The organism is Brevibacterium marinum (assembly GCF_011927955.1).
Taxonomy (GTDB): domain Bacteria; phylum Actinomycetota; class Actinomycetes; order Actinomycetales; family Brevibacteriaceae; genus Brevibacterium; species Brevibacterium marinum.
Genome location: NZ_JAATJN010000001.1, coordinates 1,698,753 through 1,724,774 on the forward strand (window position 1 = coordinate 1,698,753; position 26,022 = coordinate 1,724,774).

The window sequence follows — 26,022 nt, forward strand, 5'->3', positions numbered from 1 at the left end:
GGCATGCGAGAACTTCAGAGCAGGGGAGGACAGCATGACAGGAGAGGCCTTCTCCACGGTCACGGCATCCGGAGAGCGAACCCCGACCGACAATGGCGGGTTCCGGCCGCAGGTTCTGCGCGAGCACGCCCTCATCGCAGACGGAGAGCGTGGTGGTGTCATCGGCCCGCATGGAAACATCCTGTGGATGTGCGTGCCCCGCTGGCATGATGAACCGGTCTTCGCCACCCTCATCGGCGGACGTGGCGAATACACCGTCACGCCCAGCGACAGCTGGAACGTCTGGGGCGGCAGCTACCGGCCGGGATCATTGGTCTGGTGCCAGAAATGGGTGACGACCGAGTCCGTCATCGTCTGTGAGGACTCGCTGTCCTACCCCACCGACGTCGACACGGCCGTCATCCTGCGCCGGATCCGAGCCGTCTCGGGGACCGCGCGCGTCAGCGTGGTGCTCCAGCCCTCATCGGGTTTCAGCGGCAACGTTGTCTCCGAGGCGACAGTCGACGACGGAATCTGGACGGGGCAGGTCGATGACGTGCGGATGCGCTGGCAAGGAGCCCCGGACGCCGAGGTGGCCGAGGACGGACGTCTGCAGGTCGAGTTCGAGCTGGACGAAGGCGAAGAGCATGTGCTCGCGCTGGAGCTGGCCCGAAGCCGGCTGCCGGAGAGCCCCATCGACGCCGCCGAGGAACTGGAGCGGACGTACCGCACCTGGCAGCGCACGGTTGCGGAAGTGGAACGGCCCGGCAGGAGCGAGGACATCCTGCACTCGTACGCGGTTCTGGCCGGACTGACCTCTCAGGACAACGGCATGGTGGCCGCCACGACCATGTCCCTGCCTGAACGGCCCAAGGCCCACCGTGACTACGACTACCGCTATTCGGGGATCAGGGACCAGTGCTACGCGGGTCAGGGCGTTGCCCGGCTCGGTCCCAACCCGCTGTTGGATTCCGCGCTGACATTCGTCGCCGACCGGATCAATGCCGACGGGGACGACCTGAAACCCGCCTATCGGGTCGACGGCGGGCCGGTCCCCGACGAACGCAGCGTCGGCCTCTCGGGCTATCCCGGGGGTTCGAACGTCGCAGGCAACTGGGTCCGCGATCAGTTCCAGCTCGATACGATCGGCGAGGCCCTCAACTTGTTCGCGAAGGCCGCCGAGCTCAACCTGATGAACGCCGACCGCTGGGAAGCCGTCACCACGTGCGTGAGCATCATCGCCGACCGGTGGCAGCGTCCCGACGCCGGTGTGTGGGAGCTCGAAGACGACGTTTGGACGCATTCGCGGCTGGCCTGCGTCGCCGGTCTGCGCAGCATCGCGGGGCACACGTCGACCGGAGAGGCCGCTGGCTGGGAGGGCCTCGCCGACAGGATTTTGGCCGAGATCACCGCAACGAGCATCGATGCACACGGTGCCTGGCGGCAACGACCGAACCATGCCGGAACGGATGCGGCGATGCTTCTGCCCCTGGTCCGTGGAGCCCTTCCCCGCAGTGATCCGCGGGTGCTGGCAACACTCGACGCCGTCCGCCGCGATCTCAACCGGGACGGACACATCTACCGGTTCAAGCATGGCGGGCGAAGCCTCGGCGATGCTGAGGGCTCCTTCACCGTCTGCGGATTCATGACCGCGCTCGCCGTCGCAGACCAGGGCGACCTGCCCAGCGCGATCCACTTCTATGAGCGGGCCAGAAGCGCGGCGACCAGCTCGGGACTGTTCACCGAAGAATTCGACGTCCGCAGCCGCCAGCTGCGCGGCAATCTGCCCCAGGCCTTCGTCCACGCGCTCTTCATCGAGACCGCGATGAGGCTGTCCCCGGCCTTCGCACCGGCAGATCCGGAACCGGTGAGCGTCGACACTGAGGAGAACACATGAACTCGACAGCCCAGCGGGTCGTCGCCGTCACCGGCGCGAGCGGAGGAATCGGGCGGGCCAGTGCCGTCGAATTCGCTCGCACCGGTGCGAAGGTCGCGCTCATCGCTCGCGGTGGGGCCGGCCTGGCGGCCTGCGCCCGCGAGGTGGACGAGGCCGGCGGCCAAGCGCTGACGATAGAGGCCGACGTCTCCGACCCCGAGGCGATCAGGTCGGCGATCGAGAGGACAGAAGACGAATTCGGCGCCATCGACGTGTGGGTCAACGTCGCGTTCACCTCCGTCTTCGCGCGATTCGACGACATCGAACCGGAGGAGTACAGACGGGTCACAGAGGTCAACTACCTCGGGTACGTCTATTCCACGATGGCGATCCTGCCCCGGATGAAGAAGCGCGGATCCGGAACGATCGTCCATGTGGGATCCACCCTCGCCTATCGCGGCATTCCCCTCCAGGGCGCCTACTGCGGAGCCAAACACGCCATCCAAGGCTTCCACGAATCGCTGCGGGTCGAACTGCTGCACGACAAGAGCCCCATCAACGTCACGATGGTGCAGATGCCGGCGGTGAATACGCCCCAGTTCTCGTGGGTCCTCTCCCGCCTGCCGAAACAGGCCCAACCGGTTCCCCCGATCTACCAGCCGGAAGTCGCCGGTCGGGCAGTGGTCTACGCGGCGACACATCCCCGTCGCCGTGAATACTGGGTCGGCGGCAGCACAGCAGGCACCCTGATCGCCAACGCCATCGCCCCCGGGATCCTCGACCGCTACCTTGCTCGGACCGGGTTCGACTCCCAGCAGACTTCGGAGGATTGTGACCCCGATCAGCCGGTGAACCTGTGGTCCCCGGCCGACGAGGACACGGACTTCGGAGCCCGCGGAGCCTTCTCCGACCGGTCCAAGGACTCGTCGCTGCAGCTCTGGGCATCGCAGAACCACCGGGTCCTCGCCGCCGCGGGGCTCGGGCTGGGCGCAGGTCTGTTCGCGCTGCTGCTGCGACGTCGGTGAGACCGGACGAGGACACAAGCCCCGTCGGCGGGCGGGCGCACAGACACAAACCGGACAACTCGGAATCGGGAAGGTGATTGCAATGGCGACATCGGTCAGCGACTTCATTATCGATCGGCTCATCGAGTGGGGTCTGCACCAATGGTATGGCTTTCCCGGCGACGGCATCGGGGGCTTCGACGGTGCCATGGGCCGCGCCCAGCGGGACGGCAAGGACTTCAACTACATTCGGCCCACCCACGAAGAGGAAGCGGCCTTCATGGCCACCGCCCACGCGAAGTTCAGCGGCGGAGTGGGCGTGTGCATCTCGACGTCAGGGCCCGGTGCCATCCACATGATGAACGGTCTCTACGACGCCAAGGGAGACAACACCCCGGTCGTTGCGATCGTCGGCCAGCAGGCGCGAGTCTCGCTCGGCACCGAATTCCAACAGGAGATCAACCTCGAACGCATGTTCGCCGACGCCGCGGTCTTCGTCCAGACCGTGGCCACACCCATGCATGCCCAACTCGTCCTCGACAAGGCTGTGCGGATGGCGAAGGCCTACCGTGGGCCGGCCGTCGTCGTCCTGCCCGCCGACATCCAAACCATGGAGATGGAGGAGCCCACCGTCGAGCATTTCGTCTCCCGCAGCGGCATCGGCTTCGCCGAAGACAGGCTGCGTCCCGACGACGATGCCCTGGCCCGGGCCGCGCAGGTGCTCAATGACGGCGAGAAGGTCGCGATGCTCGTCGGACAGGGCGCCATCGGCGCAACGGACGAGGTGCTGGCAGTCGCCGACCGCCTCGGCGCCGGTGTCATCACCACGCTCCTGGGCAAACAGGTCGTGCCCGGGGATGTCCCCTACCACACGCAGCAGCTCGGGCTCCTCGGCTCGCGACCGAGCTACGACATGATCCAGAAGTGCGACACCCTCCTCATGGTCGGCACGAACTATCCCTACGGCGAATTCATGCCGCCGACCGGGCAGGCCCGAGCCGTCCAGATCGACCTGTCCCCGCGGCATCTCGGCATCCGCTATCCCACCGAATCGAACCTGTGGGGTGATGCGAAGACCACACTGGCGGCCCTGCTGCCCCATCTCGACCAGCACAGCACGCAGTGGCAGCAGAAGATCGCCGCGCAGCAGCGGGACTGGATGAAGGAGAACACGCGGGTGGCGGAGACCGAAGCCGACCCGATCAACCCCCGCAGCGTCTATGTCTCGCTCAACGAGAAGCTGCCGGACAACGCCATCATCACCGCCGATGCCGGAAGCACGGCCGACTGGTACGGGTTCCACATCGAGCTCGGCCCCAACCAGATGGGCAACCTCTCGGGCCGGATGGCATCGATGCTCGCGGCCATGCCGTATGCGATCGCGGGGAAATTCGCCCATCCCGACCGGCCCGTCGTGTGCACCATCGGCGACGGGGCCTTCCAGATGATGGGGATGAACGGCATGCTCACGGTCAAACGGCACTGGAAGGAGTGGGAGACCCCCTCGTTCATCGTCCTGGTCATCGACAACGGTGACCTCAACCAGGTCTCTTGGGAGATGCGCGAGGCTGGCGACCCGCGCTGGGACACCGCCCAGATGGTCGAACCGATGGACTATGCCGGATATGCCGAGATGCTCGGTCTCAAGGGCGTGCGCGTGGAGGAAACGGGAGACATCGGTCCCGCCTTCGATGAAGCGTTCGCCGCCGATCGCCCCGTCATCATCGATATGAAATGTGACCGCAACACCCCGCCCCTGCCCGCACATATCGCGCTTGCGCAGGCCCAGGGGCTCGCGGAATCGCTGCTGTCGGGCGATCCCGAGATGGGTCGCGTCGTCAACCAGAGTTCGCGGGCAGCGGCGGCCCGACTCTTCGCCCGGATGGGTCTGACCCCCGATGAGTGAGGCCGCCCCGGCTCCGGGCGGGGTCGGACGGGCTGTGGCCGGGACCAGACCTGCGGCGGTCGGGGAAGCGACCATCAGCAGGGTCGACGTTGCCGCGTACGACATGCCGCTCGAGCAGACCGAGACCGACGGCACCCTGACCTGGTCGGCGACCACGATCGTGATCGTGCGCGTGCACGGCGGCGGCCACCTCGGCGTCGGATACACCTACGCACCGGCCGCGGCCGCACGCATCGTCGACGACACTCTCAGTCCGGTCGTCGCAGGCCGGGACGCAATGGCACCGGGCGGGGACTGGGACGCGATGGCCCACGCGGTGCGCAACCAGGGCTTTCGCGGACCGGTCGCCGCCGCAGTGTCGGCGGTCGATGTGGCACTCTGGGACCTCAATGCGCGCCTGCTGGGCATCCCCCTCGTCGTCCTCCTCGACGGCTGCCACGACAGCGTCCCGGCCTACGGCAGCGGCGGCTTCACGAATTTCGATGACCATGAGCTGGGCCGCCAGCTCGAAGGATGGGTCGAGGAGGGACTGCCGGCCGTCAAGATCAAGGTGGGCACGGACCCCGCCGACGACCCCCGTCGCGTCGAGTTCGCCCGACACGTCATCGGTGACGGTCTGGACCTGTTCGTCGACGGCAACGGCGCCTACGCCCGCAAACAGGCGCTCGCCATCGCCGAGGCGTTCACCACCCACGATGTGACCTGGTTCGAAGAGCCCGTGAGTTCCGATGACGTCGCCGGCCTGCGGCTGCTGCGTGATCGAGCACCGGCAGGGATGGAGATCACGGCCGGTGAGTACGGCTGGGACATCACCCACTTCCGCAGTCTCCTCGACGCCGGCGCGGTCGACTGCCTCCAGGCCGATGTCACACGCTGCGGCGGGATCACCGGTCTCCTGCGCGCGTCCGCCCTGTGCGAGGCCGCGAACATCGACCTCTCCAGCCACGGCGCACCGCAGCTGAGCGCGCATGTGCTCACCTCGGTCCGGCGCCGAAGACATCTGGAGTACTTCGCCGATCACGTGCGCATCGAGGCCCGTGCCTTCGACGGGGTGCTGCAACCGCAGCTGGGTGTCCTGCGGCCGGACCACAGCACTCCCGGCCACGGACTCACCGTTCGTGAGACCGATCTGGAACCCTTCCGAGTCGCCTGAGGAGCCATTCATGTCCACTACAGCCCACAGCGGGACCGCCGATGCGACGGCGGCGGCTCTGCCCATCCAGTTCGACGGCATGCCCACCGTCTCCGAACCCGCCACGGCACGGGACCGGTCCTCGACCGTGCGCAAGCTCGACGCGCAGCTGAAAGAGCGCACGAACGCGGAAGTGCGCTTCGACGACGGCAGCCGGGCAGCCTATTCCACCGACGGATCGAACTACCGTCAAGTGCCGATCGGAGTCGTCGTGCCACGCACCCTCGACGACGTCGTCAGCACAGTCGCCGTGTGCCGGGACCACGACGTGCCGATCACGACCCGCGGCGGCGGAACCAGCCTCGCAGGCCAGACCACGAACGTCGCCGTGATCATCGACTTCTCGAAGTACCTCAACGCAGTCGAATCGATCGACGCCGAGGAACAGACGGCATGGGTCCAACCCGGATGCAACCTCGACCGGCTGCGTCATGAAGCATCGGACCATGGGCTGACCTACGGACCCGACCCGTCGACCCACAGCCGCAACACCCTGGGCGGAATGATCGGGAACAACTCGTGCGGCACACATTCGATCATGTCCGAGTTCTACGGCCCCGGTGCGCTCACCGCCGACCAGGTGCTCGAACTCGAGGTGCTGACCTACCACGGCGACCGGTTCACCGTCGGCTCGATGAGCGCCGAGGAACTGGACGCGGCGATCGAGACGGCGGACGCGCGGGGGGCGCATCCTGGGACAGCTGAAGGCTCTGCGCGATGAGCACATCGCGGACCTGCGCACCAAGTTCCCCCAGATCCCGCGACGGGTCTCGGGCTTCAACCTCAACAGGCTCCTGCCGGAGCACGGCTTCGACGTCGCCAAGGCTCTGGTCGGCACCGAAGGCACCTGCGTGACGATTCTGCGGGCGAAGGTGAAGCTCATCGACGCCAAGCCCGAACGCGTGCTCGTCGCGACCGGATTCGACGACGCACCGAGTGCCGGGGACGCGGTGCCCATGGTGCGCGAATACAAACCGGTCGCGTGCGAAGGCATCGACGCCAAACTCATCGAGTTCATGCGCAAGAAGGGCCTGCACCCCGACGACATCGAACTGCTGCCCGAAGGCGGCGGGTATCTCCTCGTCGAATTCGGCTCCGACGACAAGGACGATGCACACGAGCAGGCAGAGAGGTTCGTCTCAGGCTGTCAGAACCAGGAGACGGTGCGCAGCACCAAGATCTTCGACGAGGAATGGGAAGCGGCGAAACTGTGGCAGATTCGCGAAGCCGGCCTGGGCGCGACCTCGCATGTGCCCGGTATGCGTGAGACACACCCCGGATGGGAAGACGCCGCCGTGCCGGTCGAGGACGTCGGCGACTATCTGCGCGACTTCAGGGACCTCCTGACAGAGTTCGACTACCAGGCGTCCCTGTACGGACACTTCGGGCAGGGGTGCATCCACTGCCGCATCACCTTCATCCTGGACACCGCCGAAGGCGTGCGACAGTGGCGCGAATTCCTCACCAGAGCCGCCCTACTGGTCACCAGCTACGGCGGATCCATCTCCGGAGAGCACGGAGACGGGCAGGCGAGGGCGGCCCTGCTCGACATCATGTACGGCGACGAGCTGATCGACGCCTTCGCCCGGTTCAAACACATCTGGGACCTGGACTGGAAGCTCAACCCGGGAAAGGCTGTGCGCCCCTACTCGCCGACGGAGAACCTCAAAATGGGACCCGACGCCCACTTGAAGCCGGTGAGCACACACTTCGCCTTCCCCGATGACGACGGCGACTTCGGCAAGGCCGTGTCCCGGTGCGTCGGCGTCGGCGAATGCCGCAACACCGACACCGGCTTCATGTGCCCCAGCTACATGGCGACCCGCGAAGAGGAGGACTCCACACGCGGACGCGCACGCATGCTGTTCGAGATGCTGCGCGGCAAATCCTTGAAACTGTGGCGCGACGACCACGTGCACGGTGCCCTGGACCTGTGCCTGTCATGCAAATCGTGCAAATCCGAATGCCCCGTCAACGTCGACATGGCGACCTACAAGGCCGAATATCTCGCCCACTACTACAAGGGACGACTCCGTCCGCGCAACGAATACTCAGTGCCCCTCATCTACTGGTGGGCGCGCATCGCCACCAGACTGCCGAAGGTGGTCAACGCTATCGCGCATGCTCCCGTCGTGACAGATGCGATCAAGTTCGGCGGCGGCATTGCGCAGCAGCGCGACATCCCCGAGTTCCGGAGGGCGTTCTCAACGACATTCCGCAAGGCACACCGCGACGTTCCCGGCGGCAGAACCGGGGGAGGCACCGGACGGACCCATGACGGTGAGACCGCGCTGCACAACAGAAGCTCGCAAATTGCCGCAGCAGGCTATGCCACTCCGCAGATGCAGCAGCACGGGAGCCGCAGCAGAAGCCACCCCCACGGTCCGCAGTCGCCCCTCGACGTCACCCGAGTGATTCTGTGGCCGGACACGTTCAACAACTACCTTCAGTCCCACAACCTCGAAGCCTCCGTCGCTGTGCTCGAGGACGCAGGATACGAGGTGTCGCTGCCGCCGCGGCCTCTGTGCTGCGGTCGTCCGCTGTACGACTCGGGCATGCTGACGCTGGCCAAGAAGATGTGGGTTCAGATTCTCGACACACTGCGCGACGACATTCGCGCAGGGGTCCCGGTGATCGGCGTCGAGCCGAGCTGCGTGGCCGCCTTCCGGGACGAACTCGTGGGGCTGACTCCCAACGACGAGGATGCGAAGCGTCTGGCCCAGCAGACATACATGCTCTCGGAGTTCCTCGAACGTCAGAACTATCAGCCGCCCAGAATCGATGAATTCGACGGGAAGAAGGCGCTGGTGCAGATGCACTGCCACCACATGGCCGTCATGGGCACCGACGCCGATCGTGCCCTGCTCAGCCGCCTCGGACTGGATCTGGAGGTCCTCGATGCCGGCTGCTGCGGTCTGGCCGGATCGTTCGGCTTCAAAGCGGGGGAGAAGTACGACATCTCCGTGCGTGCAGCAGAACGCGAGATCATGCCGCGCATCCGAGCGGAGTCCGACGACACGGTGATCGTGGCCGACGGATTCAGCTGCAGCGAACAGATCAAACACCTGACCGATCGCGCCCCGCAGCACATCGTCGAGCTGCTCCACCACGCAGTGACGGTCTCGACGCGCCCACCGGAGATGGTCACGGCGCGACCCGCGAAGGCGGTCACGGCGCGCTCGGCGAAGGCGTCCTCGGCGCGCACTGCGGAGAACTGAGGCCGCAGACTCCGCCGGTGCGATCGTGCTGGCTAGGATTGTGACCATGACCGAGCACATGCGCAGACACGAATACGATCACGAGATTCCCTGGTCTCTGCCGATCGTGGTCCGGCGGTCGAAGACGAACATCGCCCGCCACATCGATGTCGTCGAGGCCGCTGCGCGAGCCGTTGTCGCCTTCCTCGACGACCCTCGCTCACAGCCGGAGGGGCAGTGGCACGAGGCCGTCGAATACTGGCGTGACGGAGCGATCCGCAAGGTCGTCCGCCGCGGCGACGGCCAGAAGCTCGAGGACGCACGGGCCCTGGGATGTGTGGATGTCACCTTCGGCGGCACTGACGATTTCGGACCCGCCGAGGCGCTCGTGTTCCCTCCCGGGCCGGTCGAACCCCTGCCGAAGGAGCTGAAGAAGCTGCAGGTCGGCGGCACCGAATTCCCCGATGAAGGCGAAACGTCGATTCCGGCCGCCGAGGCGGTCGTGACCATCGAACTCTCACCGCTGGTGACGCTGACGACGGGGAAGGCGGCGGCACAGTGCGGTCATGGGGCACAGCTGGCCTATGAGCAGATGCCCGCCGAGGCTCGCGACCGGTGGCGGGAGAACGACTTCAGTCTGCGCGTGGTCACGCCGACGAAGGCCGAGTGGGCGAGAAGCGACCGACCGGTCAGTGTCGTTGACGCAGGCTTCACCGAGGTCGACGGGGAAACCGAGACCGTGCGCGCGTGGTGGTGAGGGCCGGGGCTACTCCTCGGCCTCGGCCTTCTCGTCCTCCGACAGGGGACGAGTCTTCGTACCGTTGCCGAACTCGTCGAGGATGATCATGTGCTTGACCATCTCGCCGGCTTCCTCATCCCAGACGTCGATGATGTCGCCCGGGTGGGTTCCCGGCTGGTAGAAATCTTCGTTGACTCCAGTCATCGAACTCACCTCCTATGGTGCTCATGACGTTACGCCACTGTGATCGAAGTCTCAAGAGGTCTCGGCCTCGTCCGGGCCAAGGTCTGGTGAGTCTGTAGGCTGGGGAGCACTATGACCCAGAGAGCGAAACTTCACAACGACGGTGGACGGACCCGGGACGTCGCCGAGGCGGGCCAACCGGGCGAGGACGAGTTCCGTGTCGATATCGAGAGGATCCGATTCTCCCCCTTCTTCTCCCGCCTGGCCGCCGTCACCCAGGTCATCCCGCAGGCGGGTTCGGGAACGGTCATCCACAATCGGCTGACGCATTCGCTCAAGGTCTCCGCCGTAGCCCGCTCCATCGCTATCACGCTGAATAACTCCGATGAGCGCACCCGCGGTCTCCTCGACGAACTCGGCGGGTGCGATCCGGTGGTGGTCCAAGCTGCCGCCGCAGCCCACGATCTGGGCCACCCTCCGTTCGGCCACCTCGGCGAGAAGGAGCTTGATCGTGTGGCCAAGTCCACGCTGCGCCTGCCGGACGGGTTCGAGGGCAATGCGCAGACCTTCCGCATCCTCACGGCACTCGACAGCTGCGATGCCACGGCGCGGGGACTCAACCTCACACGGGCGGTCAAGGCCGCGGTCCTCAAATACCCGTGGGCGCGCAGCGATTGGGCCACGCAGCAGCGGCTGAGTTCGGCCGAGATGCCCCGCGGCGTCGGCGACGAGGTGTCACAGGGGGCGATGAAGTTCTCCGCCTATATGCCTGAGACGGCCGAGATGCACGATGCGCTCTCGACATTCCCGCGGATCGGTCGGTATCAGCAGACGCTCGAGTGTGCGGTCATGGATGTCGCCGATGACATCGCCTACGCGGTCCATGACCTCGACGACTTCTACCGGTCCAACGTTCTCCAGTACACCAGCGTCTCCGCGGAGATGAGCCGGTGGCTGAGTGACTGTCGGGAACTCGCCGCGCTGCATGACACCGAGTTGGACCGGCGCAGGCCGGGACATGCACTCGAGTCGATGTGGCGCCACATCCAGGCAAAGGACCCCTGGATCGCCGACGAGGATGCGTTCCGGCAGTCGGTGCAGCGGGTCAACCGGGACCTCGTCGAGGGGCTGCTCGCCGTGCCCTATGACGGGGGACTGGAAGCCGACCGGGCCGTGACCGCATTCACCCGACGGTGGATCGATCGGCTCAAGGCCTCCATCGTCGTCGACTTCGACCCGCATGTCCGCAGCGGGCATGTGCGACTGTCCGACGCCACCTGGCACGATGTGGTCGTGCTGAAGTTCGTCCACTCGAGGTTCGTCCTCGAACGCTCCGACCTGGCCGTGTATCAGCGAGGCCAGACGCGGATCATCGCGTCCCTGGTCGAGGGCTTCCACGAATGGCTGCGCGACCCCGAGGAAGCGTCCCGGATCCCTCGTCGTCTGCTCGATTCCGTCGAGGCGGCCACGCAGGAGTACCAGGAACTCTATGACAGGGACCCGGCCAGCCTCGGCGAGGAAGGCTCCTCCGCCATCGTTCGGCTGGGACGGGCTCGGGCGGTCGTCGACTACATCGCCTCCTTCACCGATGCGCAGGCGATGTCCGTCAACGCTCTCATCACAGGCGCCTCCGAGGAGCCGTGGGAGGCCGGACGCGGGCTGTGAGCCTCTGAGATGCTCGGGCGCTGGGGCTTCTCGGGCTGAGAACTCCTCCGGGCGCTGGGACTTCTCGGGCTGATGCATTCAGACATGAAAACGGCGGGGCCGGAGTTCTCACTCCGACCCCGCCGTTCACGCGGCCGTGGCCGTTCAGGCGGTTATGAGACTAGGTCTCAGAGGCCCGCACGGTGGCGACGCGTCAGGTAGATCGCGGCTCCACCACCGGCAACGAGCAGAGCAGCGAGTCCGCCGAGTGCGAGGGTGCCGTTGGCACCGGTGCGCGGCAGGTCGCCACCGTCGGCAGCAGCCGATGCATTCGCATTGGAGCTGTCGTTGGCGTCGTTGTCAGCATTCGCCGAGGCGTTGGCCTCGTTGTCGCTGTCAGCGGAGGCGTTTGCGTCAGCGGTGGCAGCGGCGGAGTCATCCGCGTTGGCCGAAGCGTTCGCGTCGTCGTTGCTGGCAGCCGATGCATCGGCATCGTTGTTGGCTGCCGCCGAGTCATCGGCATCAGCCGAGGAGTTCGCATCGTCGTTGGCAGCAGACGAGTCGTCTGCATCTGCGGATGCGGAATCATCGGCGTCTGCGGAGGCCGAGTCATCGGCATCGGCAGAAGCGGAGTCGTCAGCATCTGCGTCATCGCCCGGTGCTTCATCGGCATCGGTCGCACGGACCGAGGAGGAAGCCAGGTTGATGTCGGCAACTGCGTCAGCGGCCTGAGGCGATGCCTGAGGCGATGCCTGAGGCGCGGACTGAGCACTGTTGGGTGCGGGTGTTCCCGGCAGCAGCTCGAGGCTGACGGCGTTGACGGTGAAGCCATCGGCGTCGGTGCCCTTGACGTTGCTGTCCTCAGCAGGATCGCGCTTCGTGGGCTGCTCGTTGATCGTCAGATCGACGATCTGATTGAGACCTTCGAAGACGGGGTCGAGGTCGGAGAGGACCGGATCGACGGCGCCGGTGATTCCGTCGGTGACCGATTCGGTTGTGGAATCGAGGATTCCACCGGTGATCGGCTGGGTGATCGCCAGGAGCTGCTCAAGCAGGGGACCGGTGAGCGAGTTCAGCAGTTCGCCGATGTCGATACCGGCGAGCTTGAGGTCCGTCGTGATCTCCGGATCGCCCTCACCGGATCCGGCGAGCTGGCCGAGGGTCGCATCGATGTCGACCTTGCCGTCAGCTGCGGGGATACCCGCTGCTGTGGCCTTTGCCGGCAGGGAGACCTCGACGCGGACCTCGTTGAGCGCGTCCTTGACGGTCTCGTTGAGCTTGCCGGAGAGTGAGCCGAGGGCATCGGCAACTGCGTCGGTGATCTTTCCGATGGAATCGGAGGTCAGCACCTGAGTGTTGGGATCGAGGCTGTTGAGATCCTCGCCGTTCTCACCCTTGACGACCTTGGCGAGGTCGATCTTGATGTCGCCGTTCTTGAGGTCGATGGAGACAATGCCCGCGTCGTCCTCGAGCTTCTCGTTGACGACGTTCTCGACGACGCTGTTGAGGGCGTCCTGAGCTTCGACGTTGACGGAGGTGTCGTCGCCGCCGAGGCTGACGTCCGCGAGGCCCGTCTTGACATCGATGCCGGCCTGACCCAGTTTGTCAGCGAGGCCCTCTTCGGCGATGGCGTCGTCGAGGGTGCCGCCGGCTCCGTCGACGACTTCGTTGAGCGAGTCGGAGAGTCCGCCGACTGCCGGGCTGGAGACGGTCATGACACCGTCAGCGACAGCATATTCGGAGGAAGGATCCTCGGCACCGTTCGCCTCTGCGGTCGAGGCAACAGCGCCAAGCGAGAGCGAGAGTTCATCGACGATGCTGTCGGTGACTCCGTCGATTCCGGCCTGGCTCAGGACCTGAGTGAGATCGACTTCGGCGTTTCCGTAGTCCCCGTTGTTGACGTCGTCCACGTTGAGAGCGCCATCCTTGCCGACTGCGCCGGCGCTGGCCTTGGCGCTGTCCGCCGAGGGGGCATAGCCGTAGGAGTTGAGAGCTCCGGCTTCTCCGAGCTTGATGAGACCGTCGCCGTCGGGCTGGCTGATGACGGGCAGCGAGACGCCGTCGCCGAGGTCCAGGTCAATCGCGTTCAGCGCTTCTGCGTTGAGAGGCGTCTTGGCTTCCTCGGGGTTGCTGGGGAAGCTGCTGTATGCGCCCGCGGCATCGATGAGCTGCTCGTCGAGGATGTCCGACTGGACCAGCTGTCCAAGCGCTTCAGCATCTTCATTGGGGTTCTGCTCGGCGGCAGCGGTGGGCGCCGTGACCATAACGGTGAGACCGAGCGCGGTGGCTGCGGCTACGCCACCGACCGCGATCTTACGCACGGGCGGCTGCCCGTTCCGAAGCTTCTTCATCTTTCTCCACTTCCATTTGTGAGATCGACCGACGGTTATTACGTACAAGGTGACAAGGTGTTTTCCGGTCGACCGCAGCTCAGCCTACAAGGTCATTGGAGAATAATGCGTAAGTCATGAGAGATATAACGAGAATGTAACAGACCGGGCCTGACCTCGGGTTCGAGTGACCAAAATGAACTAAAAGCGAACGCTTCATGGGTCTGGCCGGTCGTGGACCGGCAACGCCATCGTGTCGTTCGGCGGTGATCCTGGGCAAAGCGCCTGTCCGGTATCTGAACACATATTCTTCCTTATGTTTCAAGATGCGAGTGGCACGATGGACACCCGTGTGGGGCGATCGGTCGACTCATCGTGCGTAATATTAAAGAATTGTCACAAGGTGCGTGTCGGTAATTACCAGAGAGTAACCATTAGCTGCTCAACTTCGTGTGAGTAGATCAGCTGTTGTTCACGGTGTGGAACATTGGCGAGTGGCGTAGCGTCCGCAGGCGGCGAAATGAATGAGAAGAACGGCGGGGTCGGAGCTCTCGCTCCGACCCCGCCGTTCAGGCGCTCAGCTCAGTGGCTGAGTGTCTTGTGTATCAGTTCCTACCGGCGGAGGCGCGGTAGCGGCGGGTTCCGAAGACTACCGCGGCACCACCTGCGATGAGCAGGGCGGCGAAGCCGACCATGGTCAGAGCGCCGTCGGCACCTGTCCGTGGCAGATCCCCACCGTCGCTGCTGCCAGCGGCGTTCGTGCTCGAACCGGCCGAGGCGTTCGAGCTGGCCGAAGCGTTCGTCGAAGCCGACTGATCGGAGTCTGCCGAAGCAGATGCCTTGTCAGCATCGTCGTCGGAAGACGCGCTGGCTTCCGCACCATCGGCGTCTGCAGAAGCCGAGGCCTCTGCTTCGGCGCCGTCAGCGTCAGCCTCTGCAGCTGCACCGTCGGCGTCGGCTTCTGCGCCATCGGCATCTGCAGCGGCAGTGGTGTCGACGTTGGAGTCGTCGCCTTCTGCTGCAGCGTCAGTTTCATCGTTGGCTGCTGCTTCGGCCGAAGCCGCGGCAGATGAGTCCGCGTTCGCGGCTACTGCAGACGCTGCTGCGGCATTGGCGTCTGAGGCTGCGGTGGTGTCTGCGTTTGCCTCTTCGGTGGCATCAGCGAATGCTGCCGCCTCTGCTGCTGCGGTCGCCGAGGCGTTTGTTTCGGTGGTCGCATCAGCAGAGGTCTCGGAAGACGCATCTTCGGTTGCTGCTGATTCTGCCGCTGCCGAGGCGTCGACGTCCGCGGCGGCAGATGCCGTGGTGTCGGCGTCGGCAGTGGCGGCAGCCTGTGCGGCTGCTTCTGCAACGGCGTTTTCGTTGTTGTCAGCGTTCGCCGAAGCTGATGCTGAGGCCGATGCATTGGCATTGACATCCGATTCGCTGGAAGCGTCAGCGACTGCCGAATCATCTGCGTCGGCCGCGGCTGCTGCCGAGGCTTCGGAAGACGAGTCCGCGTTCGAAGCCACGCTGGCGGCTGCTGCCGGGTCTGCGTCTGCTGCTGCATTGGTGTCTGCGTTAGTCGCATCCGTGTTGTCAGCGTTCGATGCTGCCTCTGCTGCTACGTTTGCCGAGGCGTTTGTCTCGGTAGTCGCATCAGCGGAGGTTTCAGACGACGCATCTTCAGTTGCCGCAGATTCTGCCGCTGCTTCTGCAGTGGCATCAGCGGCTGCTGATTCGTCAGTGCTGGCATCGGCCTGAGCCGCAGCCTGTGCTGCTACCTGAGCCGAAGCATTGGAATCGTCGTCAGCGTCTGCCGAGGCCGCGGCCGAAGCTGCAGCGTTGGTGTTCGCATCTTCGTCGCCTGGTTCCTCCGGCGCCTCATCGGTCGCACGCACCGAGGAGGAGGCGAGGTTGATGTCGGCAACGCTGACGGCGGCCTGCGGGGCTGCGTCACCGTCCGGATCGACACCCGGTAGAAGTTCAAGGCTCACTGCGCTGACGGTGAATCCTGGACCGTTATCGCCCTTGACCTGGCTCTCCTGGTCTTTCAGAGTCGGCTGCTCGTTGATCGTCAGTTCGACCACCTGGTTGAGCGCACCGAAGACGGGGTCGAGGTTGTCGAGCAGTGGATCGACAATTCCGGTGACTGAGCCCGACAGCTCGTCGACGGTGGCCGTGAGGATACCGCCGACGAGCGGTTCGGTGATATTCAGAACCGCGGTGATCAGCGGCTGAGTGATGGCATTGAGCACTGTTCCGACAGGCACTCCGAGCAGCGAGAGGTCGGTATCCACTATCGGATCCGTGTTGTCTGTTCCTGCCAGCTGCCCCAGGGTGGCGTCCACAGTGACCTTGCCGTTAGCAGCTCCGACATTAAGCAGCTCGATACTTGCTGGCAGCTCGATGACGAGGTGCACCTCGTTGAGCGCTTCAGTCATGGTTTCTGTGACTTTGCCGGTCAGTTCGCCTAGAGCGTCGGCCACTGCGGTTGTAATCTTCGAAATCGTGTCCGAGGTCAGGACCTGAGTGTTTGGGTCGAGGCCGTTGAGGTCTTCGCCGTTTCCGCCCTCGACAATCTTCGCGAGATCAATTTTGATGTCGCCGGACTCGAGATCGATCGAGACGATGCCTGATTGATCTTCGAGCGCCTCATTGATGACGTTCTCGACGACGCTGTTGAGCGCATCGCGAACTTCCACGGTCACGGTGGTGTTTTCTCCGCCGATCTCGACCGCCGCCGCCAGTACGTCAATGTCTAGGCCGAGGCCCGCGAGATCATTGACGAGACCCTCGTCGCCGATGACCTCTTCGAGAGTTTCTCCAGTGCCGTCAACGAGCTCAGTGAGAGTGCTCGAAATGTCACTGACTGCGGGGCTCGAAACCGTCAGGATACCGTCTGCAACCACGTATTCGGAGTTATCGGCTTCGCCGTTGCTGTCAGCAGTTGAAGCGATCGCGCCGAGTTCCAGGCTGAGTTCGTCGACGATCTCATCGGTGATTCCGTCGAGGCCGAGCTGTCCGAGGACAGCCGTCAGATCGACATTGGCGTTGCCGAACTCACCGTTGTTGATGTCGTCGAGGTTGAGAGCGCCGTCGGAACCGACGGCACCGGCGCTGGCCTTGGCTTCGTTGTAAGCCGGGGCATGACCGTAGGCGTTGAGCGCTCCGGCGTTGCCGAGGTCGAGCAGGCCGTCTCCGCCTTCTTCGCTGATCAGCGGAAGGCTCAGTCCCGGCAGTTCAATTCCGAGAGTCTGCAGCACTTCGAGGTTGAGAGGAGTGGTGTCCGCTTCCTCGCTCGAAGGCGAGCTGCTGTAGGCAGACAGCGCTTCGACAGCGTCCTCTTCAAGCAGCGAAGCGTCGATGAGCTGGCCAAAGGCCTCAGCATCTTCGGCGGGGTTCTGTTCTTCGGCGGCGCCTGGTGACGTTGTCATCAGGGTGAGCCCGAGCGCTGTGGCGGCGGCAACGCCTCCGACAGCTATTTTGCGACCGGTCGATTGCCGGCCTCGCAGCATCTTCATGTTTCTCCACATCGTTAGGAACGTGAGCATCCGCTGGACGGAAACAGGCAGTCTCCTGGCAGATCCCTCACAACATTACTAAGTAACAAAAAAGTAATCACAGAATCACGGAGAAAGTTATGGTCTCGTTACAAACCTGGGCAGCCGGAGTGCCGTGGAACCATGAATTGTCTGTAGTTCGCAACTGGCTGTGATCGAACAGTTCTGTAGTTCCAGTTGAATGTGTCGCTGTCGACCGTGGCGTCCTGGCTTGCGTGTCCGTGCGTAATGCCTTATCAGAGAACCATGTAGCGGTCTCGCTGTGGGCGAGTGTCTGGGAGTGGGGCTTCGTGTGTGGTTGAAGAGTGGCTCCTGGATTCCGCGCCCCGTGAGTCATTTTGCCCTTTCCGCTTTGGTCGCGGAGGAGTAATTGAAATCATGACGTTTCTGTTGGAAACGTGACCCAGGTGCGGTGAGCTGCTCGGGATTTGGACGGTCGGGGACCGACCGGCTCTCCGCAAAGCTTGGAGAAAGCTGTCAGTTTCTTGCTTGCACCGTGAACACGAGCGAAATAGAGCCAGAGCATCCATGACAGCAGACAAGAGGGGGTGAAGCGTGGGCGTGGGGAGGCGATGCGCCGTCATCGGCGCAGCCCACCAGACCGGCACAACTCCGGCGTCGAATTTCTGGTTCGAGACGGACTGGTCCAGGTCGAACCCGTATGCGACGTAGAAGAGCCCCACCTGGTGGATACTCAGGTGGGGCTCGCGAGCCGATCAGTTCAGGTCACTGACTCACTTGGGTGTGCGAGTCTCAGCACTGATGAACCAGGCCTGCTGTTCGAGTTGTCCGATGGATTCGTGGAAGAGGTCTGCCGTCGTCGGGTCGGCGGAGTCGACCTCGTCGTGGCAGTTCCTCATTGTTGCGACCGTGGACTCAACGGCCTTGACCATGTGGTCGATCGCGTCGTGAGTGGTGATCTCACCGTCTGGGAAGACTGGCAGACTGGTCTGTTCGGCGACCACCGCTGGTCTTCCGTCCGGAGAGGCGTGGAGCGCGCGCATCCTCTCGGCCATGGTGTCGCTCCCGGCGCGAGCGATGCTCACCACCTCGTCGAGGTTGAGATGGAGATCTCGGAAGTTAGGGCCGACGATATTCCAGTGTGCCTGTTTGGCGGTGAGGCTCAACGCGATGAAGTCGACCAGGACTCCCTGCAGATTCTTTGTCAGGGCGTCAGAAGCGACGAAACCCCCTTCAGCGTTCTCGCGCTGAGTCTTCTCTGAGCCGTGCGGCTGAGGAACAGTGACTGACTCTGTCATGAAATTCGCTCCAATCTCTCCGAGTTCCGGAGTAGAAGACCACCATAACCGGGTGAGCCGCTGGCTGAAAGCCCCCTCAGAACAATCCTGCCCCCCCCTGACGGATCTGGGGTGGCCGGGCTGAATATTGATCAAGAGCAGATCGCTCTCGGCTTCGACACACATCAGAAGTCGGCAGATGCAGTCAGGAATCTGCGACAGTCCCAAGCGACAGCCGGGGTACAGGCACCCCGACCAGCCGTCTCGGGAGATCTATTTTTACTGCGACACGGCATGGTGTATCCATACTGGCTGGGATGTCAGTTCACCGTGTTCAAGGGTCCGATTGCTACATGCGCTGTGCGCACAGATTCGGAGGTACCCAGTGAACAACAAGATGAAAATCACAGGCCTGATACTCGCGGGCTACATGCTGGGCAGAACGAAGAAGTTGGGGTTGGCCCTGACCATCGCCTCTTCGGTCGCTGGGTCAACTGCTGTAAAGAACCGCGACAACCTCATCGGAGGATTGAAGGAGTTCGCGGACTCGTCACCAGAGCTCAAAAGCCTGCAGGAGAAGGTCACGGGTCGTCTGGCAGACTCGGGGAAGAGTGCGGCCAAGGCCATGGCCGCAAAAGGCGTCGATCAGCTGAGCGCCAGACTTCAGGATCAGACCGACAAGATGAAGGCGACGCTGGACGCGACCGCTGAGGACCTCGACCCCACTTCAGAGGAGCCTGAGGACTCCGGCGAGGAGGAAGCCGCAGACGTCGACTCGGATGCTCCGGAGGATGACGCAGCGGTCGATGCGGAGGACGAGCAGTCCGAGACAGAAGACGTCGAAGAGCCGGCTGCCGAGGAAGAGCCACCGAAGAAGTCGGCACCACGCAAGCGTTCGTCCTCGAGCAGTTCCTCCAGCCGTAAGGGCGCAACGTCCAAGACCACGAGCACCGCACGTGGCGCCGGATCCAAGTCGACTGCGTCGAAGACTTCGTCGACGAAGAAGCGTTCGGCTGCGGCGAAGAAGCCTTCCACCTCTCGCAAGTCCAAGGAGGCGACCGATGAGGGAGGACTCAATTTTCGGCGGTCTCAAGCACTAAGCTCAGGAGTACGCCAAAACCCTCGGTCGAAAAGCTCTCAGCTCCGCGGGAGACAAGGTCGACAAGATCGCCGACCGATTCGACGGAGTCGGTGACGACGGTTCCACGGGAGAGGCGGCAAAGGCCGGCGCCGAGGAGATCGCCGAAGGCAAGTCTCCTGCCAAGGCGGCTCTCTCTGCGGCCACGGCAGGCGCCAAAGACAAGATCAAGGGCGTCTTCGGGGGTGGTTCGAGCGGTTCCGGAGGTTCTGGAGACTTCAAATTCTCGAACATCGTGGAGACGGCCGAGGTCGGGGTCCCGCTGTCGGTGGCGTACAACGCGTTCACATCGTTCGAGGACTGGTCCGACTTCATGAAGAAGGTCGAGAACGTCGAGCGCAGCGACGACGTCAAACTCAGCGTCAAGGGCCAGGCAGTCTGGTCCCACCGCACGTGGGAAGCCACGATCACCGAGCAGGTTCCGGATTCGCACATCGTGTGGGAGTCGACCGGAGACAAGGGCTACATCAGCGGCAGCGTGTCTTTCCACGAAGTCGCCCCACGGCTGACTCGCATCATCGCGGTCGGCGAATACCACAAACAAGGCTTCATGGAAGGCGTCGGAGCTCTCTGGTTCACCGTTCCACGCCGCTTCCGTCTTGAGCTGAAGTTCTTCGTGCATCACGTGATGACACAGACGATCCTCGATCAGGAGGCTGTCGAAGGATGGCGCGGCGAGATTCGCGATGGCGAAGTCGTCACTTCACACGAAGACGCCCTCGAAGAGGAACAGTCACAGGCTGAGGACGCCGACGACGGATACGAAGACGCAGTCGAGCCCGAGGAGTACCAGGAAGAACCTGAGGAAGACGAAGGTGAACCTGCGGAAGGCGAACCCCGAAGAGGGCGAGCCGGTCGACGCGCCAGCCGACGAGGACGTCGACGAGGAGTCGGCCGAGGACGTGGAGGACCCTGCTGAAGAGGCAGAAGAGCCAGCCGAGGAGGAAGAACTCGCCGAGGAGGAACCTGGCGAATACGAAGATGACGAACCCGAAGAGTACGAAGAATCCACCGAAGACCAGGGTGGACGCTGAGCGTCGCCCTCAATGGAAAGTAGGTAGTGAGAATGAGTACAGGAACCGTTGAACGCTCACGCGGCAGCTATGTCGATCGTCCCTCCTCGAGTTCACTTGCCGATGTAGTCGAGATCATCCTCGACAAGGGGGTTGTGATCGATGCATATGTTCGGGTCTCACTCGTCGGCATCGAAATTCTGACCATTGACGCTCGCATCGTCATCGCCAGCGTCGACACCTATCTCCGCTTCGCCGAGGCGACCAATCGTCTCGACCTGACGCAGCGGGGAGGTCGGGATCTGCCGGAGATGATGGGCGGCATGATGGAGAACGGCTCCAAGGGGAAAACCCAGGGGGCGGTTGAAGGCATCAAGGATGCGCTGACGTCCGATGACGATTCTGACGATGAGAAGGAGAAAACACGTCGGCGGACCAAACGGCCCGCCCGCAGCTCCTCGGAGTCCGAGTGAGTGAAGACACTGTCGCTGACAGCGACAAATACCTGTACGGCATCGTCCTGAACGACAGCGGACTGCCGAGCGGAGTTGACGGTGTGCAAGCAGGCCAATTGCACACCGTCAACTCAGGCAGGCTGGCGGCAGTGGTGTCCGATCTCGTCGAGCCCGACATTTTGGGCACCCCAGACGACCTGAGGGCCCACATCGAGGTGCTCGACGGGATTGCCACCTCGCAGCCTATTCTTCCTCTCACTTTCGCGACCGTGGTCCCGGGGGATACAGACATCGGCGGCGAGGTACTCGCCCCCCGCGAAGCCGAGTACACCGAGGCTTCGGAGAAGCTGTCAGGGCATGCGCAGTTCACCCTTCTGGCTCGGTACGACCGTGACACGATTCTCGGCGAGATCATTCTCGACAACCCTGAAGCTGCTGAGCTGAGGGGGAGGATCGTCGGCACGAACGAGGACGAGACGCGGCCAGAGCGCATCCGCCTCGGCGAGATCATAGTGAAGACGATGGAGAGCTGGAAGGCCTCCGAAGCTCCGCCGATTCTCGAGCAACTGGAACCCGTCGTCGCTGACATGTCAGAACGTGAGTCTGGGCAGGCCGAAGACGTCACCGAGGTGGCGGTGCTCCTTCGTCACGAGGCGATCCCGAAGTTCAACGACCTCGTCGATGGGTTGGCAGAGACTCATCAGAAACGTTTGCGGTTTCGGCTCGTTGGGCCGCAGGCCCCCTACGATTTCGTACCGGAGATATAGGAGACGTCATGGGACTCTTTTCGGCGATCGTCGGCGCACCCTTGGCCCCGCTCAAAGGCACTGTCTGGGTCGCTGAACAGGTTCGCGACGAAGCTGAGAAACGCTATTACGACCCCGGCGCGATTCGGAGGCAATTGGAAGAGGTGTCCGCGGCCAGAGAATCCGGGGCAATCAGCGAAGACGAGGCCGATGATCTTGAGCGCGAGCTTGTTGCCCGATTGCTTGAATCCACCCGTCGACGAAATTCGAAGGAGAACCAATGAGCGACCAGGCCAGTACAGAAGAGAAACCCGCAGACGACAAAAAAGTGTCCGCGGACCGACAGGCTGAGCAGGGCAGCGACGAGAAGCGAAGCCCAAGACAGGCATCGTCCGGTGCATCATCACACCGGTCCTCCTCGGCAGAGTCATCGTCTCGAACACGGCCCACGAGGTCGAAAACCAAGGAGACGAAGAACGGGGCGGCCGGGGGCAGGGTCTCCGCCGTCCACGCAGTCAAGAAGGCCGTCGAACAATTCAGCACCCTGAGCGGCAGAGCCCCCGAATCCGTGGTCGGGACGAGATGGGACGAGGACCATTGGGCGGTACGGCTGGAAGTCGTGGAATCGCGGCGAATTCCCGACACCGCGGATCTGCTGGCCGAATACGACGTCGAACTCGACGCACAGGGCGAGCTCCTCTCCTACAGCAGACAGGACCGCTACGTCCGTGGACGGCCCACCGAGTGATGAGTCCGCCCCGTCCGACCCGGTCGGACCACCTTCCATACCCACTCGGCACAGAGGCCGCAGCCGATAGGAGTCCGACGACATGAGCATGATGAACCAGTCGAACAGCGCGATGCAGCCACAGCGCAGCCAAGAGGGAACGCTCCTTCACGTGGTGGAGACTCTGCTGGACAAGGGCCTCGTTCTCAACGCCGACATCATGGTCTCGGTGGCAGGTGTGGAGCTTCTCGGAATTCGCATCAGAGCAGCTCTCGCCTCGTTCGAAACCGCAGCTCGCTACGGCCTGGATTTCCCCGCCGGCACCGACAGGGACACAGTGGCGTGGAAAGAAGCGATCGAACAGAAGGACACCTGCCCGGAATGCGGCAAACGTGCCGAGCTGGCCCAGCTGATGAACGAGTACTGCCCGTGGTGCGGTTGGCGGAGTGCTCATTCCGAACGTGTGCAGGCGGGCGAATCAGCAGCGCTCAAGCGGTCCTCTGGGGAACTCTGCGGGTTCCGAGCGCTCGTCCGACGGCGAATAGGGCACAGATGGCCGACGACGCGATCATGCAACCCACCCGCGATCCTCGTGCGACATTGCCCGACCTCATCGAAGTGCTCCTCAACAAGGGGGTGTACCTCAACCTCGATCTCATCATCTCCGTCGCAGACATTCCGCTCATCGGAGTGAATCTGCGCGCGACTATCGCCGGGATCGAGACCATGCTCGAATACGGGATGATGCGCCAATGGGATAAGGAGACCCGGGAATGGGTTCAGCGGTCGGTGCATGCACATCTGCCGCTGGCCGACGGTGAAGAGATTCTTGCCAAGATGGCCGGCGGGCACTACCAGGACAATTTCTACCGCACCTGGAGACCCGGCAGTGCCTATCTCACTTCGCAGCGATTGATCATCCACAGGCGCGACCCGGCGGAGACCCTGTGGCAGGCGACGTTGAGTTCGATAGAATCCATCACCGCACTGCGGGAACCGTCGATCGGGGGTGAGGAGCGCACCAGAATCTTCGTCCGGCTCGATGACGGCAGCGAATCGAAGCTGTCTGCTCTTGAACCCGAGCGCCTGATCACCCTGGTGCAGGAGCAACGAGGTGCGGCACTTGAGACGTCCTCTGATCGCCTGAGTGATCCTGCCCAGCCGTTGAGACGGGGCCGAATGTGGTATCTGGAGACTCTATCGACAGGAGGAACATGGCGGGGCGGCGAAGCCAGCCTGACGGGGGAGGAGCTTGTCTGGAAGTCTCCGATGGACAGCCGTGCCCTGGTGAGAGTCCCCGTTGGCCAACTGCAGAATCTGCGCTGGGAGCACCAGGACAACCCCACCGATGCACCACGCATCCTGGTTTTCGACACAGACGATTCCACGGTGCGTCTGGCCGCAGACGACATCGGGGACTGGCACGACGAACTCGAGCAGTGGCACACGGCCGGTCAGCACACGGCCCAGCAGCACACGGCCCGGCAGCACACGGCTGGCCAGCCGATTCCCGCCCACGGAAAGAATGATGGAGGAGAACCATGACACTGAATGTGGATGAGGAGAGCCTCAAACACGGCGTTCTCACCTTGGTCGTCACCCTCGTCGAGGTGATCCAGGAAGCACTGGAGACTCAAGCTGTGCGACGGATGGAAGGAGGAGACCTCACCGAGGAAGAGCAGAACCGCCTCGGCGAGGCACTCCTCGAACTCGATGAGGCGATGGATCAGATCAAGGCGGAGCACGGCATCACCGGTTCCGTCGATGATCTGCATCGCGGACTCGACGATGTCGTCGACGAGGTCGTCGACAAGCTCATCAACCCCAGCAGATGGGCCGAAGAGAACGCGAAGGACATTCAATGACAGAAGGCATCGTGGCCGCGGACGGGGCTTCGGGCACCGACCATGTGCCGCCCAAGCTCTATGTCTACGCAATCGTGTCTTCCGGGGGCTACGCTCCGACGGTCACGGGGATCGACGGTTCGCCGTTGCACATGGTCGGCGACGCGGACGGTCCGCGAGCGGTGGTTCATACGCACAGTGGGGCCCTTACGATGGCCCTGACGACGATGTCAAACGGTGGATCCTTGAGCACAGCGACGTCATCGAGGACGGGTGGAAGAGTGCCGGAAGTGTACTTCCGGTGTCGTTCAATGTGATCGTTCGTCCCGACACCGATTCGGGTGCATCTGCGACGACGCAGCTTGAAGGATGGCTCGAGGGGAAGAAGGCATCGCTGTCGAAACGTCTGGGCGAGCTGGGCGGCACCTCGGAGCTGCGCGTCGAGATCTCTCTCGACCGGGGCACCTTTGTGGACAGCAGCGAGGAGCTTCGCGGCATGAAAGCTGAAATGGCTGACCGACCCGCAGGGGTTCGGCGTCTGCTCGAGAAGCGCGTGGAGAAAACCGAGAAAGAACTTGCCGATCGAACTGCCGACGATCTCTATCCCGCCATGAGAGCTCGGATCGCGGAACAGTGCTTGGACATCGAAGAGTACCGGGCACCGGCTCGCGAGTCAGGGCAGACTCCCATCCTCATGGCCTCATGCCTGGTCGCGGAGCCCGGCATCCAGAACCTCGGGGCCGAACTCACAGCCATTCAGAACGAGCAACCTGCCATCGCGATCCGGTTTCTGGGCCCCTGGCCGCCGTACTCGTTCGCGGATATGTCCGATTCCGCCGCGGAGATGGCCGACTATGATGGGCAACGGACTGACTCAATACGAGGGAAGAAGGATCAACGATGATCGGTACTCTGAACACCACAGCCATGGACTGCCCCGTACCCGTGGAAAACGCCAGGTTCTATCAAGCTCTCCTCGGAGGCTATGTCTCTCCGGAAGAGGACACCGACTGGGTCAACCTCTTCGAGCCGTCAGGAAGGAAGATTCTGTCCTTCCAAAGAGCAGATGACTACACCGCCCCGACCTGGCCGGACAACACGATCCCGTTGCAGGCGCACATCGACATCCGGGTCGACTCCTATGAAGACGCCGAACCTGCGGTCCAGGCCGCGGGTGGAAAGTTGATCGATGATTCCGACGAGCATCCGGATTTTCGGGTCTATGCCGATCCGATCGGACGCCCGTTCTGCCTTGTGCTGAGCTGACTT

At 63.5% G+C, this 26,022-nt stretch carries 23 protein-coding genes and 1 pseudogene; 20 read left to right on the forward strand and 4 right to left on the reverse strand.

Annotated elements, in window-relative coordinates; genetic code table 11:
- The first annotated feature begins 34 nt into the window (after positions 1–34).
- The 7 genes from BKA07_RS07460 to BKA07_RS07490 all read left to right on the forward strand — a co-directional run bounded on the left by BKA07_RS07460 (position 35) and on the right by BKA07_RS07490 (position 9,911).
- Positions 35–1,876 (forward strand): glycoside hydrolase family 15 protein, encoded by a 1,842-nt coding sequence (locus BKA07_RS07460; protein WP_167950345.1) that lies wholly within the window; start codon positions 35–37, stop codon positions 1,874–1,876.
- Positions 1,873–2,880 carry an SDR family oxidoreductase gene (locus BKA07_RS07465; protein ID WP_167950346.1) on the forward strand — a complete coding sequence of 336 codons (1,008 nt, stop codon included), beginning with the start codon at positions 1,873–1,875 and terminating at the stop codon, positions 2,878–2,880. Before BKA07_RS07460 ends, BKA07_RS07465 begins: the two co-directional genes overlap by 4 nt.
- Positions 2,881–2,962: 82 nt before the next feature.
- Positions 2,963–4,765, forward strand: coding sequence for a thiamine pyrophosphate-requiring protein (locus BKA07_RS07470; RefSeq protein ID WP_167950347.1), 1,803 nt, complete (start codon positions 2,963–2,965; stop codon positions 4,763–4,765).
- A complete protein-coding gene (locus BKA07_RS07475) occupies positions 4,758–5,918 on the forward strand; it encodes an enolase C-terminal domain-like protein (RefSeq protein WP_167950348.1) in 1,161 nt (386 codons plus the stop codon). The genes BKA07_RS07470 and BKA07_RS07475 overlap by 8 nt, the downstream gene beginning before the upstream one ends.
- Positions 5,919–5,928: 10 nt before the next feature.
- Positions 5,929–6,678, forward strand: a complete 750-nt coding sequence (locus BKA07_RS07480; RefSeq protein ID WP_167950349.1) for an FAD-binding oxidoreductase — start codon at positions 5,929–5,931, stop codon at positions 6,676–6,678.
- A 130-nt stretch (positions 6,679–6,808) separates the two neighbouring features.
- Entirely contained in the window at positions 6,809–9,175 is a 2,367-nt protein-coding gene (locus tag BKA07_RS07485; protein ID WP_167950350.1) for an FAD-linked oxidase C-terminal domain-containing protein, read from the forward strand.
- A gap of 46 nt (positions 9,176–9,221) precedes the next feature.
- Positions 9,222–9,911, forward strand: coding sequence for an aminoacyl-tRNA hydrolase (locus BKA07_RS07490; protein ID WP_167950351.1), 690 nt, complete (start codon positions 9,222–9,224; stop codon positions 9,909–9,911).
- Positions 9,912–9,920: 9 nt separating this feature from the next.
- Here the strand turns inward: BKA07_RS07490 and BKA07_RS07495 are convergent, their stop codons facing one another.
- Positions 9,921–10,097, reverse strand: a complete 177-nt coding sequence (locus BKA07_RS07495; RefSeq protein WP_167950352.1) for a hypothetical protein — start codon at positions 10,095–10,097, stop codon at positions 9,921–9,923.
- A gap of 111 nt (positions 10,098–10,208) precedes the next feature.
- Between BKA07_RS07495 and BKA07_RS07500 the strand changes: the two genes are divergently transcribed.
- Positions 10,209–11,741 (forward strand): deoxyguanosinetriphosphate triphosphohydrolase family protein, encoded by a 1,533-nt coding sequence (locus BKA07_RS07500; protein WP_167950353.1) that lies wholly within the window; start codon positions 10,209–10,211, stop codon positions 11,739–11,741.
- A 167-nt stretch (positions 11,742–11,908) separates the two neighbouring features.
- On the opposite strand, the gene BKA07_RS07505 is transcribed toward BKA07_RS07500, so the two are convergent.
- The 3 genes from BKA07_RS07505 to BKA07_RS07515 form a co-directional block, all read right to left on the reverse strand.
- The gene (locus BKA07_RS07505) at positions 11,909–14,071 is read right to left on the reverse strand and encodes a choice-of-anchor G family protein (RefSeq protein ID WP_167950354.1); all 2,163 of its coding nucleotides are present in this window, start codon (positions 14,069–14,071) and stop codon (positions 11,909–11,911) included.
- Positions 14,072–14,655: 584 nt separating this feature from the next.
- On the reverse strand, positions 14,656–17,466 hold the full coding sequence (locus tag BKA07_RS07510) for a choice-of-anchor G family protein (RefSeq protein ID WP_167950355.1): 2,811 nt from the start codon (positions 17,464–17,466) through the stop codon (positions 14,656–14,658).
- Positions 17,467–18,326: 860 nt separating this feature from the next.
- Complete coding sequence (locus BKA07_RS07515) at positions 18,327–18,851, reverse strand: Dps family protein (protein ID WP_167950356.1); 525 nt, start codon at positions 18,849–18,851, stop codon at positions 18,327–18,329.
- A gap of 376 nt (positions 18,852–19,227) precedes the next feature.
- On the opposite strand from BKA07_RS07515, the gene BKA07_RS07520 reads away from it, so the two are divergent.
- The 12 genes and pseudogenes from BKA07_RS07520 (at position 19,228) to BKA07_RS07570 (ending at position 26,019) form a co-directional block, all read left to right on the forward strand.
- On the forward strand, positions 19,228–20,025 hold the full coding sequence (locus tag BKA07_RS07520; protein ID WP_167950357.1) for a hypothetical protein: 798 nt from the start codon (positions 19,228–19,230) through the stop codon (positions 20,023–20,025).
- Positions 20,026–20,203: 178 nt separating this feature from the next.
- Positions 20,204–20,887, forward strand: coding sequence for an SRPBCC family protein (locus BKA07_RS07525; RefSeq protein ID WP_167950358.1), 684 nt, complete (start codon positions 20,204–20,206; stop codon positions 20,885–20,887).
- Positions 20,871–21,002, forward strand: coding sequence for a hypothetical protein (locus tag BKA07_RS19575; RefSeq protein WP_280712833.1), 132 nt, complete (start codon positions 20,871–20,873; stop codon positions 21,000–21,002). Before BKA07_RS07525 ends, BKA07_RS19575 begins: the two co-directional genes overlap by 17 nt.
- Before the next feature lie 32 nt (positions 21,003–21,034).
- Positions 21,035–21,454 (forward strand): gas vesicle protein GvpJ, encoded by a 420-nt coding sequence (gene gvpJ / locus BKA07_RS07530; protein WP_167950359.1) that lies wholly within the window; start codon positions 21,035–21,037, stop codon positions 21,452–21,454.
- A complete protein-coding gene (locus tag BKA07_RS07535) occupies positions 21,451–22,203 on the forward strand; it encodes a GvpL/GvpF family gas vesicle protein (protein WP_167950360.1) in 753 nt (250 codons plus the stop codon). Before gvpJ ends, BKA07_RS07535 begins: the two co-directional genes overlap by 4 nt.
- An 8-nt stretch (positions 22,204–22,211) precedes the next feature.
- The gene (locus BKA07_RS07540) at positions 22,212–22,466 is read left to right on the forward strand and encodes a gas vesicle protein GvpG (protein WP_167950361.1); all 255 of its coding nucleotides are present in this window, start codon (positions 22,212–22,214) and stop codon (positions 22,464–22,466) included.
- Positions 22,463–22,930, forward strand: coding sequence for a gas vesicle protein GvpO (locus BKA07_RS07545; RefSeq protein ID WP_167950362.1), 468 nt, complete (start codon positions 22,463–22,465; stop codon positions 22,928–22,930). The genes BKA07_RS07540 and BKA07_RS07545 overlap by 4 nt, the downstream gene beginning before the upstream one ends.
- Positions 22,931–23,042: 112 nt before the next feature.
- Positions 23,043–23,174: pseudogene (locus BKA07_RS19905) on the forward strand (gas vesicle protein); the annotation flags it as partial.
- A 287-nt stretch (positions 23,175–23,461) separates the two neighbouring features.
- Positions 23,462–24,454 (forward strand): gas vesicle protein, encoded by a 993-nt coding sequence (locus tag BKA07_RS07555; RefSeq protein ID WP_245161875.1) that lies wholly within the window; start codon positions 23,462–23,464, stop codon positions 24,452–24,454.
- Positions 24,451–24,774, forward strand: a complete 324-nt coding sequence (locus BKA07_RS07560) for a gas vesicle protein K (protein WP_167950364.1) — start codon at positions 24,451–24,453, stop codon at positions 24,772–24,774. Before BKA07_RS07555 ends, BKA07_RS07560 begins: the two co-directional genes overlap by 4 nt.
- Positions 24,698–25,657 carry a GvpL/GvpF family gas vesicle protein gene (locus BKA07_RS07565; protein WP_167950365.1) on the forward strand — a complete coding sequence of 320 codons (960 nt, stop codon included), beginning with the start codon at positions 24,698–24,700 and terminating at the stop codon, positions 25,655–25,657. Before BKA07_RS07560 ends, BKA07_RS07565 begins: the two co-directional genes overlap by 77 nt.
- Complete coding sequence (locus BKA07_RS07570; protein ID WP_167950366.1) at positions 25,654–26,019, forward strand: VOC family protein; 366 nt, start codon at positions 25,654–25,656, stop codon at positions 26,017–26,019. The genes BKA07_RS07565 and BKA07_RS07570 overlap by 4 nt, the downstream gene beginning before the upstream one ends.
- Positions 26,020–26,022 lie beyond the last annotated feature (3 nt).

Bases quoted from the DNA above. Each gene is read 5' to 3' on its own strand.
- BKA07_RS07460 (WP_167950345.1), top strand. From the start codon at position 35: ATGACAGGAGAGGCCTTCTCCACGGTCACGGCATCCGGAGAGCGAACC.
- BKA07_RS07465 (WP_167950346.1), top strand. From the start codon at position 1,873: ATGAACTCGACAGCCCAGCGGGTCGTCGCCGTCACCGGCGCGAGCGGA.
- BKA07_RS07470 (WP_167950347.1), top strand. From the start codon at position 2,963: ATGGCGACATCGGTCAGCGACTTCATTATCGATCGGCTCATCGAGTGG.
- BKA07_RS07475 (WP_167950348.1), top strand. From the start codon at position 4,758: ATGAGTGAGGCCGCCCCGGCTCCGGGCGGGGTCGGACGGGCTGTGGCC.
- BKA07_RS07480 (WP_167950349.1), top strand. From the start codon at position 5,929: ATGTCCACTACAGCCCACAGCGGGACCGCCGATGCGACGGCGGCGGCT.
- BKA07_RS07490 (WP_167950351.1), top strand. From the start codon at position 9,222: ATGACCGAGCACATGCGCAGACACGAATACGATCACGAGATTCCCTGG.
- BKA07_RS07495 (WP_167950352.1), bottom strand. From the start codon at position 10,097: ATGACTGGAGTCAACGAAGATTTCTACCAGCCGGGAACCCACCCGGGC.
- BKA07_RS07500 (WP_167950353.1), top strand. From the start codon at position 10,209: ATGACCCAGAGAGCGAAACTTCACAACGACGGTGGACGGACCCGGGAC.
- BKA07_RS07505 (WP_167950354.1), bottom strand. From the start codon at position 14,071: ATGAAGAAGCTTCGGAACGGGCAGCCGCCCGTGCGTAAGATCGCGGTC.
- BKA07_RS07510 (WP_167950355.1), bottom strand. From the start codon at position 17,466: ATGACAACGTCACCAGGCGCCGCCGAAGAACAGAACCCCGCCGAAGAT.
- BKA07_RS07515 (WP_167950356.1), bottom strand. From the start codon at position 18,851: ATGACAGAGTCAGTCACTGTTCCTCAGCCGCACGGCTCAGAGAAGACT.
- BKA07_RS07520 (WP_167950357.1), top strand. From the start codon at position 19,228: ATGAAAATCACAGGCCTGATACTCGCGGGCTACATGCTGGGCAGAACG.
- gvpJ (WP_167950359.1), top strand. From the start codon at position 21,035: ATGAGTACAGGAACCGTTGAACGCTCACGCGGCAGCTATGTCGATCGT.
- BKA07_RS07540 (WP_167950361.1), top strand. From the start codon at position 22,212: ATGGGACTCTTTTCGGCGATCGTCGGCGCACCCTTGGCCCCGCTCAAA.
- BKA07_RS07545 (WP_167950362.1), top strand. From the start codon at position 22,463: ATGAGCGACCAGGCCAGTACAGAAGAGAAACCCGCAGACGACAAAAAA.
- BKA07_RS07555 (WP_245161875.1), top strand. From the start codon at position 23,462: ATGGCCGACGACGCGATCATGCAACCCACCCGCGATCCTCGTGCGACA.
- BKA07_RS07560 (WP_167950364.1), top strand. From the start codon at position 24,451: ATGACACTGAATGTGGATGAGGAGAGCCTCAAACACGGCGTTCTCACC.
- BKA07_RS07565 (WP_167950365.1), top strand. From the start codon at position 24,698: ATGTCGTCGACGAGGTCGTCGACAAGCTCATCAACCCCAGCAGATGGG.
- BKA07_RS07570 (WP_167950366.1), top strand. From the start codon at position 25,654: ATGATCGGTACTCTGAACACCACAGCCATGGACTGCCCCGTACCCGTG.